Origin of the sequence: Enterobacter sp. JJBC (genome assembly GCF_036936505.1) — a bacterium.
GTDB lineage: Bacteria > Pseudomonadota > Gammaproteobacteria > Enterobacterales > Enterobacteriaceae > Enterobacter > Enterobacter hormaechei_C.
The window spans coordinates 3,407,371-3,426,400 of the sequence record NZ_CP136935.1 but is presented as its reverse complement, the minus strand read 5'-3'; the positions used below and the strand labels follow the sequence as shown (position 1 = coordinate 3,426,400).

Genomic DNA, 19,030 nt, shown 5'->3' with positions numbered 1-19,030 from the left:
ATCGGCTTCCTGAATTAAATTGATCTGCCACAGGTTCACTGGAAATAGTTCGCCTTCCAGGGCATTTGAACATTGCGTCGCCATGCCACTGTGGGTAAATACGATAACAATAGAAAGAATAAGGTTATTGAACCAAAAACAGGTGTTGTTATGAATCGTTTTATTATGGCCAACGCTCAACAGTGTATCGGTTGTCGCACCTGCGAAGTTGCCTGTGTGATGGCGCACAACGGGGAGCAGCACGCGCTGAGCGAGCGCCATTTTCATCCCCGCATTACGGTCCTTACCTCAGGCTTGCGAAAAAGCCCCGTGACCTGCCACCACTGTGAAAACGCGCCCTGCGCGCAAAGCTGCCCGAACGGAGCCATCACGCAACACAGCGACAGCGTACAGGTCAATCAACAAAAATGCATTGGCTGTAAAGCCTGCGTGGTGGCCTGTCCGTTTGGCACGATGGACATGCTGATCGCCCCGCTGGAAAACGACAGCGTAAAGGCCTCGGCGCACAAATGCGACCTCTGCCTGGAAAGGCCGCAAGGCCCGGCCTGCGTTGAAAACTGCCCGGCAGAGGTGCTTACGCTCGCCACTCCAGCCGTGCTGGATAAGCTGGTTAAACAGCGCCGACAGCGCAGCGCAAGGCTGGACGCGCTGCCGTGGCACAGCGAGGCGGTTCAGTCAGTCCCTCCGCAAACCAAACGGCAACAGATGCAAAACACCCCGGCGCGCGGTGAGCCGGATAAGCTCAGCCCCGACGCGCGCGCAGGTCATTTTAACGAGATCTACCTGCCGTTTCGCCCGGAACAGGCGCAGCGCGAAGCATCCCGGTGCCTGAAATGTGGCGACCACAGCATTTGCGAGTGGACCTGCCCGCTGCATAACCATATTCCACAGTGGATTGAGCGGATCGGGGCGGGGGATATCATCGGTGCGGCTGAGCTTTCTCACCAGACTAACTGTTTACCGGAAATTACCGGCCGCGTCTGTCCACAGGATCGATTATGTGAAGGCGCCTGCACCCTGCGGGATGCGTCAGGGGCGGTAACCATCGGGAATATCGAACGGTATATCTCGGATCGGGCGCTGGCGATGGGCTGGACGCCGGACGTCAGCCACGTTAAACCGGTCGGTAAGCGCGTCGCCATCATCGGTGCCGGTCCGGCAGGGCTGGCCTGCGCCGACGTACTGGTGCGCAGCGGCGTCGGTGTGACGGTCTACGATCGCCATCCGGAAATCGGCGGATTGCTGACCTTTGGTATTCCGGCCTTCAAGCTGGATAAATCCCTGTTAGCGCGGCGCAGAGAGATATTCAGCGCGATGGGCATCCGCTTCGAGCTGAACTGCGAGGTGGGAAAAGACGTATCGATGGCCCAACTGCAAAACGACTACGATGCCCTGTTCATCGGCGTAGGGACCTATCGTTCCATGAAAGCGGGTATCCCTCACGAAGACGCGCCGGGCGTGTACGACGCGCTGCCGTTTTTAGTGGCGAACACGCGGAACGTGATGGGCCTTGACCCTGCCGCAGACGAGCCGTTTATCGACACGCAGGGGTTAAACGTGGTGGTGCTGGGCGGGGGCGATACGGCGATGGACTGCGTGCGCACCGCGCTGCGACATGGCGCGGCGAAAGTCACCTGCGCCTATCGGCGGGACGAGGCCAACATGCCGGGCTCAAAGAAAGAGGTTAAAAACGCGAAAGAAGAGGGCGCGGCCTTTGAATTTAATGTCCAGCCGGTTGAGCTCACGCTGGATACCGACGGAAAGGTCAACGGTATCCGGATGCTGCGCACCCGTCTGGGCGAGCCGGATGCGCAGGGGCGGCGGCGTCCTGTCCCGGTGGCGGGCAGTGAGTTTGTCATGCCAGCGGATGCGGTGATCATGGCGTTTGGGTTTAATCCGCACGCCATGCCGTGGCTTAAGGCGCAGGGCGTCGATACCGACGACTGGGGGCGCATCAGGGCCTCCGTGGAGAGCCGTTATCGCTACCAGACCTCGAATCCGCAGATTTTTGCTGGCGGTGATGCGGTACGCGGTGCAGATCTGGTGGTCACCGCGATGGCGGAAGGGCGCCATGCCGCGCAGGGGATCATGGACTGGCTTGGCGTGCCGCCGCGCAACATGCATTAACGCAGACGGGCGACAAAGCGGGCTTCACAGCGTAGTATAAACAGACTCATTTTGCCGTGGAGCCCGTATGTCCCCGAACATTAGCGTTATTACAGACAAAATCCTTTCTGAAAATTACTTTGTCCTGCGTAACATCACTTACGATCTCACCCGTAAGAACGGGGACGTCATTCGCCATAAACGCGAAGTCTACGACCGGGGCAATGGTGCAACCATTCTGCTGTATAACCGTGAAAAGCAAAGCGTAGTGCTGATCCGCCAGTTTCGCATCGCGACATGGGTCAATGGCAACGCGGACGGACGTCTGATTGAAACCTGTGCAGGTCTGCTGGACGACGATGAGCCGGAAGTGTGTATCCGCAAAGAAGCCATTGAAGAGACGGGTTTTGAGGTGGGGACGGTGCAGAAAGTCTTTGAGCTGTTTATGTCCCCTGGCGGGGTCACCGAGCTGATCCACTTCTTCATTGCGGAATATACCGATGCCCAGCGCACGCACCGGGGCGGTGGCGTGGACGACGAAGACATTGAAGTGCTGGAAATGCCTTTCGCTAAGGCTGTCGACATGGTGAAACGCGGCGAGATCCGCGACGGTAAAGCGGTGATCCTGTTGCAATATCTGCAAACCAGCGGGCTGATGAATGCCGCGGCGGAAGCGCGATAAGTTGTATTTCAGATAAATCTATCCGATAAATCCGATTGAGCCAGCCCGCCCAGGGCACGAAGATACGCCCCAGATTGACCTATTCGTTTCCGGGGCTGTGCCGTTCATGCGCTACTGCGTTTTTCTTCTCTTCTTCATTTGCGTGCTTCCCGCGCCTCGGGTGTGGGCTGCGCCTGCGCAGCAGTCTTTTTCAGACTGGCAGGTGACCTGCAATAACCAGAACTTCTGCGTAGCGCGCAACACTGGCGAGCATCGCGGTCTGGTCATGTCGCTGAGCCGCAGTGCGGGGGCAAAAACGGACGCCAGCCTGCGCATTGATCTCGGTGGGCTTTCGGTGCCTCCGGTGAAAGAGCCTGACATCGCCCCGCGCCTGCTGCTCGACAATGTGCCGCTTAAACTCACGTCGCAACACTGGCAGTTAACCCCCTGGCATCTTAAAACAGACGATACGGGCACCATCACCACGTTTCTGAAGACCATTCAGGAAGATCAGGCGCTGACTCTGCGCGGGGGGAAGCAGACAATCTCTCTGGCTGGGCTGAAAGCGGCGCTGCTGTTTATCGATGCCCAGCAAAAGCGCGTCGGAAGTGAAACGGCATGGATTAAAAAAGGGGATAGTCCACCGCTGAGCGTGCCGCCTGCGCCGGCATTAAAAAAGGTGGCGGTGGTGAACCCCACGCCAACGCCGCTGACGCATAACGAATTGAACGATCTGCTGGATTACGGTAACTGGCGCATGAACCACAGCCAGTGCTCTCTCGATCCGAACCGGCGTGAGGTGCGCGTGACCGCGCTGACCGATGACAAAGCGCTGATGATCATCAGCTGTGAGGCGGGGGCGTACAACACCGTCGACCTGGCGTGGCTGGTGTCGCGTAAAAAACCGTTTGCGGCCAGGAGCGTGAGATTGCGTCTGCCGTTTACCCCTTCCAGCCAGAGTAGCGACATGGAGCTGATGAATGCCAGCTTCGATGAAAAAACGCGCGAGCTGACCACGCTGGCGCTGGGACGCGGGATTGGCGACTGTGGGATCCAGACCCGCTGGCGTTTTAACGGCCAGCGCTTCCGTCTGGTACGCTACGCGGAAGAGCCAAGCTGTGATAACTGGAATGGGCCAGATGCCTGGCCCACGCTGTGGATCACAAGGTAGGGTTTTGCCGATTTGTAGGCCGGGTCAGGCGCAGCCGCCACCCGGCAACGCAGATCGCACTACAGCACGCTCAGCGCCTTCTCCACTACGTTCTCAACGGTAAAGCCGAAGTACGGGAACAGCTTATCGGCCGGGGCGGATTCACCGTAACCCTTCATGCCGACAATCGCCCCTTTCAGACCCACATATTTGTACCAGTAGTCGGCAATGCCAGCTTCAACCGCCACGCGCGCCGCGACGTTTGAAGGCAGCACCGATTCGCGGTACGCCTCATCCTGGGCATCAAAGATATCCGTTGAAGGCAGGGAAACCACGCGCACCGCGTGACCCTCGGCGGTTAGTTTCTCCGCCGCTTTTACCGTGATTTCCACCTCTGAACCGGTGGCAATCAGGATCACGTCTGGCTTGCCGCCGCTGTCTTTCAGGATGTACCCGCCGCGGGCGATATTTTTCACCTGCTCCGGCGTGCGCTCGATCTGCGCCAGGTTCTGGCGCGACAGGATCAGCGCCGTGGGTCCGTTATGACGCTCTACGGCCAGCTTCCAGCCCACTGCCGCTTCAACCTGATCGCACGGACGCCAGGTACTGAAGTTTGGCGTCAGGCGCAGGCTCGCCAGCTGCTCTACCGCCTGGTGCGTCGGCCCATCTTCACCCAGTCCGATGGAGTCGTGGGTGTACACCATGATTTGCCGCGCCTTCATCAGAGCCGCCATACGCGCCGCGTTACGGGCATATTCGACAAACATCAGGAAGGTAGCGGTGTACGGCACGAAGCCGCCATGGTGGGCGATGCCGTTGGCAATGGCGGTCATCCCGAACTCGCGCACGCCGTAGTGGATGTAGTTCCCGGCAATGTCCTCCTTCAGGGATTTAGAGCCGGACCAGATGGTAAGGTTACTTGGCGCCAGATCCGCCGATCCGCCCAGCAGTTCGGGCAGGATTGGGCCAATTGCGTTTAGGGTGTTTTGTGATGCCTTACGGGTGGCAATTTTCGCCGGGTTGGATTGCAGGTTTTCAATCAGCGCCTGGGTTTTCTCTTCCCAGTTTTCCGGCAGGCCGCCGCTCATGCGGCGGGTAAACTCAGCCGCCAGATCCGGATACGCTTTTTTGTAAGCGGCAAACTTCTCGTTCCAGGCCTGCTGCGCTTTTTCACCTGTTTCGCGAGCATCCCAGGCCTTGTAGATCTCTTTTGGGATCTCAAAGGCCGGGTGTTTCCAGCCCAGTTTCTGGCGGGTCAGCGCCACTTCCTCTTCACCCAGCGCCGCGCCGTGCGCCTCTTCTTTGCCCGCTTTGTTCGGCGAGCCGAAGCCGATGGTGGTGCGGCAGATGATCAGGGACGGTTTGTCCTTCACGCTCTGCGCTTCCTGAATCGCTTTTTTCACCGCCTCAGGATCGTGACCGTCGATCTCGTGCACCACGTGCCAGTGATAGGCTTCAAAGCGTTTTGCCGTGTCGTCGGTAAACCAGCCTTCGGTTTCCCCGTCAATGGAGATACCGTTGTGATCGTAGAAGCCAATCAGCTTGCCCAGGCCCAGGGTGCCCGCCAGCGAGCAGACCTCGTGGGAGATCCCCTCCATCAGGCAGCCATCACCCATAAAGACATAGGTGTAGTGATCGACAATCTCGTGGTCGGGCTGGTTGAACTGCGCGGCCAGCGTACGCTCTGCAATCGCCAGGCCGACGGCATTCGCCAGCCCCTGGCCCAGCGGGCCGGTAGTGGTTTCAACACCCGGCGTATAGCCGATCTCCGGGTGGCCCGGCGTTTTGGAGTGCAGCTGGCGGAAGTTTTTTAACTCCTCAAGCGGCAGATCGTAGCCGGAGAGGTGCAGCAGGCTGTAGAGCAGCATCGATGCGTGACCGTTGGAGAGAATAAAACGGTCGCGATCGTACCAGGTCGGATCGGTCGGGTTGTGCTTGAGGAAGTCGTTCCACAGCACTTCGGCAATATCAGCCATACCCATGGGGGCGCCAGGGTGGCCGGAATTGGCTTTTTGTACGGCATCCATGCTGAGGGCGCGAATGGCGTTGGCGAGCTCTTTACGGGACATAGTTCACTCCGTGGCAAGGTTAAAGTTTGGCAGCGAGAAGATCTTCGAGTTTGCGCTGGTCGACGGCGAACTGACGGATGCCGTCCGCCAGTTTTTCCACGGCCATTGGGTCCTGATTGTGCTCCCAGCGGAATTCCGCTTCGGTCATGGGTTTTGGTTTTGGCAGAACGGTAGAGGTCGGCACAAGCTTGCGGATCACCGTCTCTTCACTCTCCTGAAGCTTTTTCAGCAGGTCAGGGGAGATGGTCAGCCGGTCGCAGCCCGCGAGCGCCAGGATCTGCTCGGTGCGGCGGAAGCTGGCCCCCATCACGATGGTTTCGTAGCGGTGCTGCTTGTAATAATCGTAGATATTACGCACCGATTTCACGCCGGGATCTTCTTCCACCACGTACGGATCCATTGGCTGTTTCGCCTGATACCAGTCGTAGATACGTCCGACAAACGGTGAAATCAGGAACACGCCCGCTTCGGCGCAGGCACGCGCTTGGGCGAAGGAGAACAGCAGCGTCAGGTTGCAGTGGATCCCCTCTTTCTCCAGCACTTCCGCCGCGCGGATGCCTTCCCAGGTAGACGCAAGCTTGATCAGGATGCGTGACTTATCGATCCCCTGCTCCTGGTAGAGTTCCACCAGGCGGCGAGCCTTGTTGATGCTCTTTTCCTGGTCAAACGAGAGGCGGGCGTCCACTTCGGTGGAGACGCGTCCCGGTATGCTTTTAAGAATTTCCGCACCGATATTGACCGCCAGCTTGTCGCTGGCCTCGGCGACCTGCTGCTCCTGCGTTTGCCCGCGCTGTTTGCCATAGGCAAGGGCGTCATCAATCAGATGACTAAAGTGCGCAAGACCGGCCGCCTTGAGCAGCAGCGAGGGGTTGGTGGTCGCGTCTTCCGGCTGGTAGTGACGAATCGACTCGATGTCGCCGCTGTCTGCAACCACGGTGGTAAATTGTTTGATGCCGTCTAGCTGGTTCATAATTACTCCTTGGAAATAAAAGAGTTAGTCGAGTGCGTTAGTTCACACTTCTGAGAAAATCATGATGGACTTAACAAAAAAGCATAGCAGACGGGGGAGGCATTGCTGTCTGAGACGGGTAACATGGTTGTTATAAATTGATAACAATTTTTATTCTGCAATGGTGAGAGTTTGGCAGCCTTCAAAGTTTAGGAGCCTGCCTGCGGCGATACTATGCGGCACACCAGGGTGTGCATAGGAACGTCAACATCACCCTTTTTGACCGAAACGTGAAAGGAATAACAAGATGGATGATCAGTTAAAACAAAGCGCTCTCGATTTTCACGAGTTTCCTGTTCCGGGTAAAATCCAGGTATCCCCGACCAAACCGCTGGCGACCCAGCGCGATCTGGCGCTGGCCTACTCGCCAGGCGTGGCTGCTCCGTGCCTGGAAATCGAAAAAGATCCGCTGGCAGCGTACAAATACACCGCCCGTGGCAACCTGGTGGCCGTTATCTCTAACGGTACGGCGGTGCTGGGGTTAGGGAACATCGGTGCGCTGGCCGGTAAGCCGGTGATGGAAGGGAAGGGCGTTCTGTTTAAGAAATTTGCCGGTATCGACGTCTTCGATATCGAAGTGGACGAACTGGATCCGGATAAATTCATCAACGTGGTGGCGGCGCTGGAGCCGACCTTCGGCGGCATCAACCTGGAAGACATCAAAGCGCCGGAATGTTTCTATATCGAGCAGAAGCTGCGCGAGCGTATGAACATTCCCGTGTTCCATGACGACCAGCACGGCACGGCGATTATCAGTACCGCCGCCATTCTGAACGGCCTGCGCGTGGTAGAGAAAAATCTCTCCGACGTGCGCATGGTGGTCTCCGGCGCAGGCGCCGCGGCCATCGCCTGTATGAACCTGCTGGTGGCGCTGGGCATGCAGAAGCACAATATTGTGGTCTGCGACTCCAAGGGCGTGATCTACAAAGACCGCGAGCCAAACATGGCGGAAACCAAGGCGGCCTATGCGGTGGAAGACGACGGCAAGCGCACGCTAGAAGACGTCATTGAAGGTGCCGACATTTTCCTCGGCTGTTCAGGCCCGAAAGTACTGACCCAGGAGATGGTGCAGAAGATGGCGCGCGCGCCAATGATCCTGGCCCTGGCGAACCCGGAGCCGGAAATTCTGCCGCCGCTGGCGAAGGCGGTGCGTGAAGACGCGATCATCTGTACCGGACGTTCGGACTACCCGAACCAGGTGAACAACGTGCTCTGCTTCCCGTTCATCTTCCGCGGTGCGCTGGACGTCGGCGCTACGGCAATCAACGAAGAGATGAAGCTCGCCGCCGTTCATGCTATCGCAGAGCTGGCGCACGCCGAGCAGAGCGAAGTGGTGGCCTCCGCCTACGGCGATCAGGATCTGAGCTTCGGCCCCGACTACATCATCCCTAAACCGTTTGACCCGCGTCTGATCGTGAAGATCGCGCCAGCGGTGGCCAAAGCGGCGATGGACTCCGGCGTGGCGACGCGGCCGATTGAAGATTTCGATGCCTACGTCGATAAACTCACCGAGTTCGTCTACAAAACCAACCTGTTTATGAAGCCGATCTTCTCCCAGGCGCGCGCTGACGCGAAGCGCGTGGTGCTGGCGGAAGGGGAAGAGGCGCGGGTGCTGCATGCCACGCAGGAGCTGATCACCTTAGGGCTGGCGAAACCGATCCTGATTGGTCGTCCGAGCGTGATCGAGATGCGTATTCAGAAGCTGGGCCTGCAAATTAAGCCGGGCGTCGACTTTGAGATCGTCAATAACGAATCCGATCCGCGCTTCAAAGAGTACTGGAACGAATACTATTCGATCATGAAGCGTCGCGGGATCACCCAGGAGCAGGCGCAGCGGGCGGTGATCAGCAATACCACGGTGATCGGCGCGATCATGGTTCATCGCGGTGAGGCGGATGCGCTGATCTGCGGCACCATCGGCGAGTACCATGAGCATTTCAGCGTGGTACAGGAGATCTTCGGCTATCGCGAGGGCGTCCATACTGCCGGCGCAATGAACGCGCTGCTGCTGCCAAGCGGTAACACCTTTATCGCCGATACCTACGTCAACGACGATCCTTCCCCGGAGGAACTGGCGGAAATCACCGTGATGGCGGCGGAAACCGTGCGCCGCTTTGGTATCGAGCCGAAAGTGGCGCTGCTGTCGCACTCTAACTTCGGGTCATCCAAATCCGCGGCGGCGTGCAAAATGCGCCAGACGCTGGACCTGGTGCGCGAGCGTGCGCCGGAGCTGATGATCGACGGCGAGATGCACGGCGACGCCGCGCTGGTGGAGAGCATTCGTAATGAACGTATGCCGGACAGCCCGCTGAAAGGCTCGGCGAACGTGCTGATTATGCCGAACGTAGAAGCGGCGCGTATCAGCTATAACCTGCTGCGTGTGTCGAGTTCTGAAGGGGTGACCGTAGGGCCAGTGCTGATGGGGGTGTCAAAACCGGTGCATGTGTTAACGCCGATTGCCTCCGTGCGTCGTATCGTCAACATGGTGGCGCTGGCGGTGGTTGAGGCACAGACGCAGCCGCTGTAAGGGCGCGTTTGCTTACCCGACCTACGGATTGAGTAGGCCGGATAAGCGCAGCGCCATCCGGCAGTTAAATCCAGTCGCGTACTTTAAGGAACTCACTCAAGGCAGCCTCCGGGCTGCCTTCTTTTGGCGCGTAGCTGTATTCCCAGCGCACCAGCGGCGGCATCGACATCAGAATGGACTCCGTGCGCCCACCGGTTTGCAGGCCAAACAGCGTCCCGCGATCCCATACCAGGTTAAACTCCACGTAGCGCCCGCGGCGGTAAAGCTGGAACTCACGCTCGCGCACGCCGTAGTCGGTGTTTTTGCGGCGTTCGACAATCGGCAGATAGGCATCGGTAAAGCCTTCACCCACCGCGCGCATAAAGCTGAATGCGGTATCAAAATCCGGCGTGTTGAGATCGTCAAAGAACAGCCCGCCGATGCCGCGCTGCTCGTCGCGGTGCTTCAGATAGAAATAGTCATCGCACCATTTTTTGTATTTCGGGTAAACGTCTTCGCCAAACGGCAGGCAGAGGTCGCGCGCGGTGGTGTGCCAGTGCACGGCGTCCTCTTCGAAGCCATAGTAAGGCGTTAAGTCGAAACCGCCACCAAACCACCAGACCGGATCGGCCCCCGGTTTTTCCGCGATGAAAAAGCGCACGTTGGCGTGGCTGGTTGGCACAAACGGGTTATGCGGATGCACCACCAGCGAGACGCCCATCGCCTCGAAGCTGCGGCCCGCCAGTTCAGGCCGATGCGCCGTGGCGGACGCTGGCATTGCATCACCGTGGACGTGGGAGAAGTTGACCCCGGCCTGTTCAAAAATACCGCCGTTACGCAGCACGCGGCTGCGCCCGCCGCCGCCCGCTTCGCGCTGCCAGGTGTCTTCCTGGAATTCACCGCCGTCTGCGGCGGCCAGTTTCTGGCAAATCGCGTCCTGTAGCTGCATCAGGAAAGTTTTGACCAGCTGTGCATTCGGTTTCATCAACGTTTCCTGGAGTGCGCTTTTTGATTATCGAACCAGTTGAAATAACTGATGACCCCGGAGGCAATGGCGTTCGCGATCTTCTGACGAAACGCCGTGGTGCCGAGTAAACGCTCTTCTTCCGGGTTGGTAATGAACGAGGTTTCCACCAGCACGGACGGTATGGACGGGGACTTCAGCACCACAAACGCGGCCTGCTCGGTGCTTTTGCTGTGCAGACGGTGCACGGGCTTAATCCGTTTAAGGATATGCGAGCCGAGCGTCAGGCTGTTTTTGATGGTATCGGTCTGCACGAGATCAAACAGAACCTGCTGTAACAGATGGTCTTTGTCGGTAGCTTTTTTCCCGGCCACTTCATCCGCCCGGTTTTCACGATCGGAGAGGTATTTCGCCATGGCGCTACTGGCGCCACGGTTGGAGAGAGCGAACACCGAGGCGCCTGCGGCGGAAGGGTTTGTGAAGCCATCCGCGTGAATGGACATAAACAGGTCTGCGCCATGCTTGTGGGCAATCTCCACGCGATCGTACAGCGGGATAAACGTGTCGCCCGTGCGCGTCAGGCGGGCGTCAATACCGTTGCTGCGTAAAATTGCGCGCACATTTTTTGCAATTGCCAGCACGACGTGTTTTTCTTTCGAACCGTTTCGGCCAATGGCGCCGGTGTCGATCCCGCCGTGGCCTGGATCGAGCATGACCAGACGCTTTGCGCCGGCTTTTTTGGTTTTCGGTTTGCTGTGTCCGTTACTGGTTTTAAGCGTGCTCTCGTCTTTTGCCTGAGCCTGCTTTGCGATGCCCGTTAACGTTAAGGCCGCCAGCCCCGCTTTGAGAACCTGACGACGCGATGTGAGTGCTTTTAATGGTTTGAATGTGCTCATGCGGCCTGAATTGTAAAAATTGGGGTCCTGGTGTTATATCGTATCGCGTTTTGCGTGACGACATTCCTTATTGAGAATTGTTTTACTTTTCATTTCAATACGTGACAAAGTGACATTATGCCAAATTTTGGCGAGTTTTTCCCCGGTTATTGGCTAAATGCCCTGTTCACGCCATAATCACTGTTTTTAAACCCGAAAAGGCGGTTAATACCATGGAGATACGCGTTTTTCGCCAGGAAGATTTCGAAGAGGTGATCACCCTTTGGGAGCGCTGCGATCTGCTGCGTCCGTGGAACGATCCGGAGATGGACATCGAACGGAAGGTGAATCACGACGTCAGTCTGTTTCTGGTCGCTGAGGTCAACGGCGAAGTAGTCGGGACGGTGATGGGCGGGTACGACGGCCACCGCGGCTCGGCCTACTATCTGGGCGTGCACCCGGAATACCGCGCGCGCGGCATCGCCAACGCGCTGCTTAACCGTCTGGAAAAGAAACTGATCGCCCGTGGCTGCCCGAAAATCCAGATTATGGTGCGGGAAGATAACGACGTGGTGCTGGGCATGTATGAACGTCTGGGCTACGAGCATGCGGATGTACTGACGCTGGGTAAGCGCCTGATCGAAGATGAAGAGTACTGAGTTCCACCCTGGCGACTATGATGTTCACGGTCGTCTGCGTCTGCCTTTTTTGTTCTGGTGCGTTCTGCTGTTGCAGGCCCGCACCTGGGTGCTGTTCGTTATGGCTGGCGCGTCGCGCGGGCAGGGCGATACGCTACTGAATCTCTTTTATCCCGATCACGATGCGTTCTGGCTGGGGTTACTGCCCGGTGTACCGGCGGTGCTGGCGTTCCTGTGCAGCGGACGGCGGCAGTTCCTCCCGCGCTTCTGGCGCGCACTTCGCTGGCTATTGATTCTGGCGCAGGTTGTGCTCCTGGTCTGGCAGCCCGTGCTCTGGCTGTACGGCGAGCCGCTATCAGGTATCGGGATTGCGCTGGTGGTGGCGGATATTGTCGCGCTGCTGTGGCTGGTCACGAATCCCCGTTTACGCGCCTGTTTTACGCAAGAGTCAGATTAAAACGGCACTTTTTGCCGATACTGCACTCCAACAAGCGTTGATTTACTACGTAAGGACGTCTCAATGAAATCGCTGCGTTTACTTTTATGCGCTCTCCCGCTGGCGTTAACCGGCTGTTCCACGCTCTCATCCATCAACTGGTCTGCGGCCTATCCGTGGAACTGGTTTGGTTCCTCAACGGAAGTGACCGAGCAGGGCGTGGGCAAAATTACCGCCTCGACGGCGCTGGATCAGGATGCCATTCAGGATGCCATCGGCAGTGATTATCGCCTGCGCAGCGGCATGAAAACCGAGAACGGCAACATCGTGCGCTATTTCGAAGCGTTGAAAGACGACAATGTGGCGATGGTCATCAACGGCGATAAAGGTACGGTCAACCGCATTGCGGTGATGGATGAAGAGATCCCGACCTCAGGTGGCGTGAAGGTAGGTACGCCGTTTGGCGAGCTCTACCAGAAAGCGTTTGGCCACTGCGCCAGTGTGCCGTCGGAGGAGAGCGTGGCGGTCGAGTGTAAGGCCGACGGCAGCCAGCACATTAGCTATGTATTCAGCGGCACCTGGAACGGTCCGGAAGGGTTAATGCCGTCTGACGACACCCTGAAAAAGTGGAAAGTGAGCAAAATTATCTGGAAGCAGTAATTTGCGCCTGAGCAAGCCGCCTCGCTGAAATCCAGGTATAATAGCCGCCATCAATGCCACGCAGTCGTGGCATCTTTTTTTCAGGAGGAGCGATGTCTCAGGTTCAGAGTGGCATTTTGCCAGAACATTGCCGCGCGGCGATTTGGATTGAAGCCAACGTCAAAGGGGATGTGGATGCCCTGCGCGCGGCCAGCAAAGTTTTCGTTGATAAACTGGCCACCTTCCAGGCCAAATTCCCCGAAGCCCATCTGGGCGCGGTGGTTGCCTTTGGCAATACCGTCTGGCGTCAGCTGAGCGGCGGCGAAGGCGCAGAAGAGCTGAAAGATTTTATTCCTTATGGCAAAGGTCTTGCGCCTGCCACCCAGTATGACGTCCTGATCCATATCCTCTCCCTGCGCCACGACGTGAACTTCTCCATCGCTCAGGCAGCGATTGAGGCCTTTGGTGACAGCATCGACGTGCAGGAAGAGATCCACGGTTTCCGCTGGGTGGAAGAGCGCGATTTGAGCGGCTTCGTCGACGGCACCGAAAACCCGGCCGGGGAAGAGACGCGCCGCGAGGTGGCTGTAATCAAGGATGGCGTTGACGCGGGCGGCAGCTACGTGTTCGTCCAGCGCTGGGAGCATAACCTCAGGCAGCTCAACCGCATGAGCGTGCATGACCAGGAGATGATGATTGGCCGTACCAAAGATGCCAATGAAGAGATTGACGGCGATGCGCGTCCGGTCACGTCCCACCTGTCCCGCGTTGACCTTAAAGAAGACGGTAAGGGGCTGAAGATTGTTCGCCAGAGCCTGCCGTACGGCACCGCGAGCGGTACGCACGGCCTTTACTTCTGCGCTTACTGCGCGCGCCTCTACAACATTGAACAGCAGCTGCTGAGCATGTTTGGCGATACCGACGGCAAGCGTGACGCCATGCTGCGCTTCACCCGTCCGGTGACTGGCGGCTACTACTTTGCGCCGTCCGTTGAGCGCCTGCTGGCGCTGTAAATCGCTCTCCATTCGTAGGCCGGGTAAGCGTTAGCGCCACCCGGCAATTTCTCTCGCACCCTTATTCCCTTTTCTGCTTCTAAATCACCAAACGGTATATAAAACCGTTACTCCTTTAGACTCCGTTATAAATATTATGACTATAAGATAGTCATCACATTTATAAGGGTGCGCAATGGCCGTTACTGTACTGAAAAAAGGATCGCTGGCACTGGCAGGTTTACTGCTGGTGGCGCAGGCGCAGGCAACCGAGTTGCTGAACAGTTCTTATGATGTTTCGCGCGAGCTGTTTGCCGCCCTTAATCCCGCATTTGAACAGCAGTGGGCGAAAGAGAACAACGGCGACAAGCTGACCATCAAACAGTCGCACGCTGGCTCATCCAAGCAGGCGCTGGCCATTTTGCAGGGGCTGAAAGCCGATGTGGTGACCTACAACCAGGTCACGGATGTGCAGATCCTGCACGACAAAGGCAAGCTGATCCCGGCGGACTGGCAAAGCCGCCTGCCGAACAACAGTTCGCCGTTCTACTCCACCATGGGCTTCCTGGTGCGCAAGGGCAACCCGAAAAACATACACGACTGGAACGACCTGGTGCGTTCTGACGTCAAGCTGATTTTCCCGAATCCGAAAACTTCCGGCAACGCGCGTTATACCTATCTGGCGGCGTGGGGCGCGGCGGACAAAGCTGACGGTAACGATAAAGCGAAAACCGAACAGTTTATGACCCAGTTCCTGAAAAACGTCGAGGTGTTTGATACCGGCGGCCGGGGCGCAACCACCACTTTTGCCGAGCGCGGGCTGGGCGACGTGCTGATCAGCTTTGAATCCGAAGTGAACAATATTCGTAAACAGTACGAAGCGCAGGGCTTCGAAGTGGTTATCCCGAAAACCAACATTCTGGCCGAGTTCCCGGTGGCGTGGGTGGATAAAAACGTCAAAGCCAACGGCACTGAGAAAGCGGCAAAAGCCTATCTCAACTATCTATACAGCCCGCAGGCGCAGACGGTGATTACTGACTATTACTACCGCGTTAATAATCCGGACGTGATGAACAAGCTGAAAGACAAATTCCCGCAGACCGAGCTGTTCCGCGTGGAAGACCATTTTGGTGCCTGGCCTGAGGTGATGAAAACGCATTTTGCCAGCGGCGGTGAGTTAGACAAATTGCTGGCGGCGGGGCGTAAGTAATGTTTGCAGGATCAACAAGACGTGTGCTGCCGGGTTTTACCTTAAGCCTCGGGACCAGCCTGCTGTTCGTCTGTCTGATTTTATTGTTACCGCTCAGCGCTCTGGTGATGCAGCTCGCTGAGATGAGCTGGTCCCAGTACTGGGAAGTGGTCACCAACCCTCAGGTGGTGGCGGCCTATAAGGTCACGCTGCTGTCTGCGTTCGTGGCCTCGATTTTTAACGGCGTGTTTGGCCTGCTGATGGCGTGGATCTTAACCCGCTATCGCTTCCCGGGCCGCACGCTCCTCGACGCGTTGATGGATCTGCCCTTTGCCCTGCCGACGGCAGTGGCCGGTTTGACGCTGGCGTCGCTGTTTTCCGTGAACGGCTTTTACGGTGAGTGGCTGGCGAAGTTTGATATCAAAGTGACCTATACCTGGCTCGGTATCGCGGTGGCGATGGCCTTTACCAGCATCCCGTTTGTGGTGCGTACCGTGCAGCCGGTGCTGGAAGAGTTAGGACCCGAATACGAAGAGGCCGCGGAAACCCTGGGCGCCACGCGCTGGCAGAGTTTCCGTAAGGTTGTTCTGCCGGAACTTTCTCCGGCCTTGCTGGCGGGGGTGGCGCTCTCCTTTACCCGCAGCCTCGGTGAATTTGGCGCGGTCATTTTTATCGCCGGGAACATCGCGTGGAAAACCGAAGTGACCTCGCTGATGATTTTTGTCCGTTTGCAGGAGTTTGATTATCCGGCCGCGAGCGCGATTGCCTCGGTGATCCTTGCCGCGTCGCTGCTGCTACTGTTTTCGATTAACACTCTGCAAAGTCGCTTTGGTCGACGTGTGGTAGGTCACTGATGGCGGAAGTTACGCAATTGAAGCGCTATGACGCGCCCCGCATCAACTGGGGCAAATGGTTTCTGATTGGTACCGGCGTGCTGGTCTCCGCATTCATTCTCGTCGTGCCGATGGTGTACATCTTCGTACAGGCCTTCAGCAAAGGGATTATGCCCGCGCTGCAAAATCTGGCCGATCCGGACATGCTCCACGCCATCTGGCTGACGGTGATGATTGCCCTGATCACTGTCCCGGTGAATCTGGTGTTTGGCGTATTGCTGGCCTGGCTGGTAACGCGCTTTAACTTCCCGGGGCGTCAGCTGCTGCTGACCCTGCTGGATATCCCGTTTGCGGTGTCTCCTGTGGTGGCGGGTCTGGTTTATCTGCTCTTCTACGGCTCCAATGGCCCGCTGGGCGGCTGGCTGGATGAACACGACCTGCAAATCATGTTCGCCTGGCCGGGGATGGTGCTGGTGACCGTCTTTGTCACCTGTCCGTTCGTGGTGCGCGAGCTGGTGCCAGTGATGCTCAGCCAGGGCAGCCATGAAGATGAAGCCGCGGTGCTGCTCGGCGCTTCCGGCTGGCAGATGTTCCGCCGCGTCACGCTGCCGAATATCCGCTGGGCACTGCTTTACGGCGTGGTGCTGACCAACGCCCGTGCGATCGGTGAGTTTGGCGCGGTGTCGGTAGTATCCGGCTCGATTCGCGGCGAAACCCTGTCGCTGCCGTTACAGATTGAATTACTGGAACAGGACTACAACACTGTCGGTTCCTTTACTGCCGCAGCGTTGCTGACGCTGATGGCCATTTTGACCCTGTTTTTGAAGAGTGTGGTGCAGTGGCGTTTAGAGAATCAGGAAAAACGTCAGCATCAGGAGGGAAATCATGAGCATTGAGATTGCCAATATTAAGAAGTCTTTTGGTCGCACCCAGGTGCTGAATGATATCTCGCTGGATGTCCCTTCCGGACAAATGGTGGCGCTGCTGGGGCCGTCTGGCTCCGGTAAAACCACGCTGCTGCGTATTATCGCCGGGCTTGAGCACCAGACCAGCGGACATATCCGCTTCCACGGTACGGACGTGAGCCGCCTGCATGCCCGCGACCGTAAAGTGGGCTTTGTATTCCAGCATTACGCGCTGTTCCGCCACATGACGGTATTTGACAACATTGCGTTTGGCCTGACCGTGCTGCCGCGTCGTGAACGTCCAGATGCCGCCGCCATCAAAGCGAAAGTGACCAAACTGCTGGAGATGGTGCAGCTTGCACATCTGGCGGACCGCTTCCCGGCTCAGCTTTCCGGCGGGCAGAAGCAGCGCGTGGCGCTGGCGCGTGCGTTAGCCGTTGAACCGCAAATCCTGCTACTGGACGAACCGTTTGGCGCGCTGGATGCGCAGGTGCGTAAAGAGCTGCGCCGTTGGCTGCGTCAGCTGCATGAGGAACTCCAGTTCACTAGCGTTTTCGTGACCCACGATCAGGAAGAGGCGATGGAAGTGGCCGACCGCGTGGTGGTAATGAGTCAGGGCAACATTGAGCAGGTTGACGAGCCAGAGCAGCTCTGGCGTGAACCGGCGACCCGCTTTGTGCTGGAGTTTATGGGAGAAGTAAACCGCCTTCAGGGCACCATTCGCGGCGGTCAGTTCCACGTTGGCGCGCACCGCTGGCCGCTGGGGTATACCTCCGCGCATCAGGGGCCGGTGGATCTGTTCCTGCGTCCGTGGGAAGTGGACGTCAGCCGCCGTACCAGCCTGGATTCACCGCTTCCGGTGCAGGTGCTGGAAGCTAGCCCTAAAGGCCACTACACCCAATTGGTGGTACAGCCCCTGGGCTGGTACACCGAGCCGCTGACCGTGGTTATGCGTGACGACGTGCCTCCACACCGGGGGGAGCGCCTGTTTGTGGGGCTGCAACACGCACGCATTTATCACGGCAACGAGCGCATCGAGACGCGCGAGGATATTGCTCTGGCGGAGTCAGCCTGATAGGTTATTGAGTATGTTTTTCGCCCGGTGGCGTGATGCTTACCGGGCTTTTTATTGAGTAAAAATCGTGAATACACTCGAACACACCGTCGCCAACACCCCTCTGGTCAAACTTCAGCGCATGGGGTGTGACAACGGCAGCGAAATCTGGGTCAAACTTGAAGGCAATAACCCGGCGGGGTCGGTGAAAGACCGGGCGGCGCTGTCGATGATTGTTCAGGCCGAAAAGCGCGGCGAGATAAAGCCCGGCGATGTGCTGATCGAAGCCACCAGTGGTAACACCGGTATCGCACTGGCGATGATAGCCGCCCTGAAAGGCTATCGTATGAAGCTGCTGATGCCGGATAACATGAGCCAGGAGCGCCGTGCCGCCATGCGTGCCTACGGGGCCGAGCTGATTCTGGTGAGCAAAGAGCAGGGGATGGAAGGGGCGCGAGATTTAGCGTTAGCGATGGCGGAGCGCGGGGAAGGCAAGCTGCTCGACCAGTTCAACAACCCGGACAACCCGTACGCGCACTACACCACCACCGGCCCGGAAATCTGGCAGCAAACCGACGGGCGCATCACCCACTTTGTCTCCAGCATGGGGACCACGGGCACGATCACCGGTGTGTCACGCTTTCTGCGTGAACAGGATAAGCCAGTGACGATTGTCGGCCTGCAACCGGAAGAGGGGAGCAGTATTCCGGGCATCCGCCGCTGGCCGGCGGAGTATATGCCGGGCATCTTTAATGCGCAGCTTGTGGACCAGGTGCTGGATATTCATCAGCGCGAGGCGGAAAATACCATGCGTGAGCTGGCCGTACGTGAAGGCATCTTCTGCGGCGTCAGCTCTGGCGGTGCCGTAGCGGGCGCGATCCGGGTGGCTGAGTCCACGCCGGGAGCGGTGGTCGTAGCGATTATTTGCGATCGCGGCGACCGTTACCTGTCTACCGGCGTCTTTGGTGAAGAGAGTTATTCGCAGGGGGCGGGGATTTAAGCGT

Annotated in this window: 17 protein-coding genes; 13 read left to right on the top strand and 4 right to left on the bottom strand. The window is 57.8% G+C overall.

The window, feature by feature from the left end:
• Positions 1 to 150 precede the first annotated feature (150 nt).
• The 3 genes from aegA to RY075_RS16445 all read left to right on the top strand — a co-directional run bounded on the left by aegA (position 151) and on the right by RY075_RS16445 (position 3,938).
• Positions 151 to 2,127, top strand: coding sequence for a formate-dependent uric acid utilization protein AegA (gene aegA, locus RY075_RS16455; RefSeq protein ID WP_109949128.1), 1,977 nt, complete (start codon positions 151 to 153; stop codon positions 2,125 to 2,127).
• 67 nt (positions 2,128 to 2,194) lie between these two features.
• Complete coding sequence (nudK, locus tag RY075_RS16450) at positions 2,195 to 2,788, top strand: GDP-mannose pyrophosphatase NudK (protein ID WP_058648647.1); 594 nt, start codon at positions 2,195 to 2,197, stop codon at positions 2,786 to 2,788.
• 106 nt (positions 2,789 to 2,894) lie between these two features.
• The gene (locus RY075_RS16445) at positions 2,895 to 3,938 is read left to right on the top strand and encodes a DUF1176 domain-containing protein (RefSeq protein WP_109949127.1); all 1,044 of its coding nucleotides are present in this window, start codon (positions 2,895 to 2,897) and stop codon (positions 3,936 to 3,938) included.
• A gap of 59 nt (positions 3,939 to 3,997) precedes the next feature.
• On the opposite strand, the gene tkt is transcribed toward RY075_RS16445, so the two are convergent.
• Both tkt and tal read right to left on the bottom strand, forming a co-directional pair.
• On the bottom strand, positions 3,998 to 5,986 hold the full coding sequence (tkt, locus tag RY075_RS16440; protein ID WP_109949126.1) for a transketolase: 1,989 nt from the start codon (positions 5,984 to 5,986) through the stop codon (positions 3,998 to 4,000).
• Between the two features lie 19 nt (positions 5,987 to 6,005).
• A complete protein-coding gene (tal, locus tag RY075_RS16435; protein WP_023314621.1) occupies positions 6,006 to 6,956 on the bottom strand; it encodes a transaldolase in 951 nt (316 codons plus the stop codon).
• 286 nt (positions 6,957 to 7,242) lie between these two features.
• Between tal and maeB the strand changes: the two genes are divergently transcribed.
• Positions 7,243 to 9,522, top strand: coding sequence for an NADP-dependent oxaloacetate-decarboxylating malate dehydrogenase (gene maeB / locus RY075_RS16430; protein WP_003863546.1), 2,280 nt, complete (start codon positions 7,243 to 7,245; stop codon positions 9,520 to 9,522).
• A gap of 64 nt (positions 9,523 to 9,586) precedes the next feature.
• Here the strand turns inward: maeB and hemF are convergent, their stop codons facing one another.
• Together hemF and amiA are read right to left on the bottom strand one after the other, a co-directional pair.
• Complete coding sequence (gene hemF, locus RY075_RS16425; RefSeq protein WP_109949125.1) at positions 9,587 to 10,486, bottom strand: oxygen-dependent coproporphyrinogen oxidase; 900 nt, start codon at positions 10,484 to 10,486, stop codon at positions 9,587 to 9,589.
• Positions 10,486 to 11,361 (bottom strand): N-acetylmuramoyl-L-alanine amidase AmiA, encoded by an 876-nt coding sequence (gene amiA / locus RY075_RS16420; RefSeq protein ID WP_023325022.1) that lies wholly within the window; start codon positions 11,359 to 11,361, stop codon positions 10,486 to 10,488. The genes hemF and amiA overlap by 1 nt, the downstream gene beginning before the upstream one ends.
• A gap of 212 nt (positions 11,362 to 11,573) precedes the next feature.
• On the opposite strand from amiA, the gene RY075_RS16415 reads away from it, so the two are divergent.
• The 9 genes from RY075_RS16415 (at position 11,574) to cysM (ending at position 19,026) form a co-directional block, all read left to right on the top strand.
• Positions 11,574 to 11,999 carry a GNAT family acetyltransferase gene (locus tag RY075_RS16415; protein WP_003861292.1) on the top strand — a complete coding sequence of 142 codons (426 nt, stop codon included), beginning with the start codon at positions 11,574 to 11,576 and terminating at the stop codon, positions 11,997 to 11,999.
• On the top strand, positions 11,986 to 12,435 hold the full coding sequence (locus RY075_RS16410) for a DUF2919 domain-containing protein (RefSeq protein WP_003861294.1): 450 nt from the start codon (positions 11,986 to 11,988) through the stop codon (positions 12,433 to 12,435). Before RY075_RS16415 ends, RY075_RS16410 begins: the two co-directional genes overlap by 14 nt.
• Positions 12,436 to 12,498: 63 nt before the next feature.
• Positions 12,499 to 13,074, top strand: coding sequence for an RpoE-regulated lipoprotein (locus RY075_RS16405; RefSeq protein WP_045345545.1), 576 nt, complete (start codon positions 12,499 to 12,501; stop codon positions 13,072 to 13,074).
• A 92-nt stretch (positions 13,075 to 13,166) separates the two neighbouring features.
• The gene (locus RY075_RS16400) at positions 13,167 to 14,066 is read left to right on the top strand and encodes a Dyp-type peroxidase (RefSeq protein WP_003861297.1); all 900 of its coding nucleotides are present in this window, start codon (positions 13,167 to 13,169) and stop codon (positions 14,064 to 14,066) included.
• Positions 14,067 to 14,241: 175 nt separating this feature from the next.
• The gene (locus tag RY075_RS16395) at positions 14,242 to 15,255 is read left to right on the top strand and encodes a sulfate ABC transporter substrate-binding protein (RefSeq protein ID WP_015572222.1); all 1,014 of its coding nucleotides are present in this window, start codon (positions 14,242 to 14,244) and stop codon (positions 15,253 to 15,255) included.
• The gene (gene cysT, locus RY075_RS16390; protein WP_003861303.1) at positions 15,255 to 16,088 is read left to right on the top strand and encodes a sulfate/thiosulfate ABC transporter permease CysT; all 834 of its coding nucleotides are present in this window, start codon (positions 15,255 to 15,257) and stop codon (positions 16,086 to 16,088) included. The genes RY075_RS16395 and cysT overlap by 1 nt, the downstream gene beginning before the upstream one ends.
• Positions 16,088 to 16,963: a sulfate/thiosulfate ABC transporter permease CysW gene (gene cysW, locus RY075_RS16385; protein WP_003861305.1), complete on the top strand. Its 876-nt coding sequence runs from the start codon at positions 16,088 to 16,090 to the stop codon at positions 16,961 to 16,963. Before cysT ends, cysW begins: the two co-directional genes overlap by 1 nt.
• On the top strand, positions 16,953 to 18,047 hold the full coding sequence (cysA, locus tag RY075_RS16380; RefSeq protein WP_072139488.1) for a sulfate/thiosulfate ABC transporter ATP-binding protein CysA: 1,095 nt from the start codon (positions 16,953 to 16,955) through the stop codon (positions 18,045 to 18,047). Before cysW ends, cysA begins: the two co-directional genes overlap by 11 nt.
• A 67-nt stretch (positions 18,048 to 18,114) precedes the next feature.
• Positions 18,115 to 19,026, top strand: coding sequence for a cysteine synthase CysM (cysM, locus tag RY075_RS16375; protein ID WP_338627843.1), 912 nt, complete (start codon positions 18,115 to 18,117; stop codon positions 19,024 to 19,026).
• Positions 19,027 to 19,030 lie beyond the last annotated feature (4 nt).

What these genes read in the sequence shown, in the direction of transcription:
- cysA (WP_072139488.1), top strand. Translation starts at nt 16,953, where the DNA reads ATGAGCATTGAGATTGCCAATATTAAGAAGTCTTTTGGTCGCACCCAG.
- RY075_RS16400 (WP_003861297.1), top strand. Translation starts at nt 13,167, where the DNA reads ATGTCTCAGGTTCAGAGTGGCATTTTGCCAGAACATTGCCGCGCGGCG.
- RY075_RS16405 (WP_045345545.1), top strand. Translation starts at nt 12,499, where the DNA reads ATGAAATCGCTGCGTTTACTTTTATGCGCTCTCCCGCTGGCGTTAACC.
- RY075_RS16395 (WP_015572222.1), top strand. Translation starts at nt 14,242, where the DNA reads ATGGCCGTTACTGTACTGAAAAAAGGATCGCTGGCACTGGCAGGTTTA.
- hemF (WP_109949125.1), bottom strand. Translation starts at nt 10,486, where the DNA reads ATGAAACCGAATGCACAGCTGGTCAAAACTTTCCTGATGCAGCTACAG.
- maeB (WP_003863546.1), top strand. Translation starts at nt 7,243, where the DNA reads ATGGATGATCAGTTAAAACAAAGCGCTCTCGATTTTCACGAGTTTCCT.
- nudK (WP_058648647.1), top strand. Translation starts at nt 2,195, where the DNA reads ATGTCCCCGAACATTAGCGTTATTACAGACAAAATCCTTTCTGAAAAT.
- aegA (WP_109949128.1), top strand. Translation starts at nt 151, where the DNA reads ATGAATCGTTTTATTATGGCCAACGCTCAACAGTGTATCGGTTGTCGC.
- cysW (WP_003861305.1), top strand. Translation starts at nt 16,088, where the DNA reads ATGGCGGAAGTTACGCAATTGAAGCGCTATGACGCGCCCCGCATCAAC.
- amiA (WP_023325022.1), bottom strand. Translation starts at nt 11,361, where the DNA reads ATGAGCACATTCAAACCATTAAAAGCACTCACATCGCGTCGTCAGGTT.
- RY075_RS16410 (WP_003861294.1), top strand. Translation starts at nt 11,986, where the DNA reads ATGAAGAGTACTGAGTTCCACCCTGGCGACTATGATGTTCACGGTCGT.
- tkt (WP_109949126.1), bottom strand. Translation starts at nt 5,986, where the DNA reads ATGTCCCGTAAAGAGCTCGCCAACGCCATTCGCGCCCTCAGCATGGAT.
- RY075_RS16415 (WP_003861292.1), top strand. Translation starts at nt 11,574, where the DNA reads ATGGAGATACGCGTTTTTCGCCAGGAAGATTTCGAAGAGGTGATCACC.
- tal (WP_023314621.1), bottom strand. Translation starts at nt 6,956, where the DNA reads ATGAACCAGCTAGACGGCATCAAACAATTTACCACCGTGGTTGCAGAC.
- RY075_RS16445 (WP_109949127.1), top strand. Translation starts at nt 2,895, where the DNA reads ATGCGCTACTGCGTTTTTCTTCTCTTCTTCATTTGCGTGCTTCCCGCG.
- cysT (WP_003861303.1), top strand. Translation starts at nt 15,255, where the DNA reads ATGTTTGCAGGATCAACAAGACGTGTGCTGCCGGGTTTTACCTTAAGC.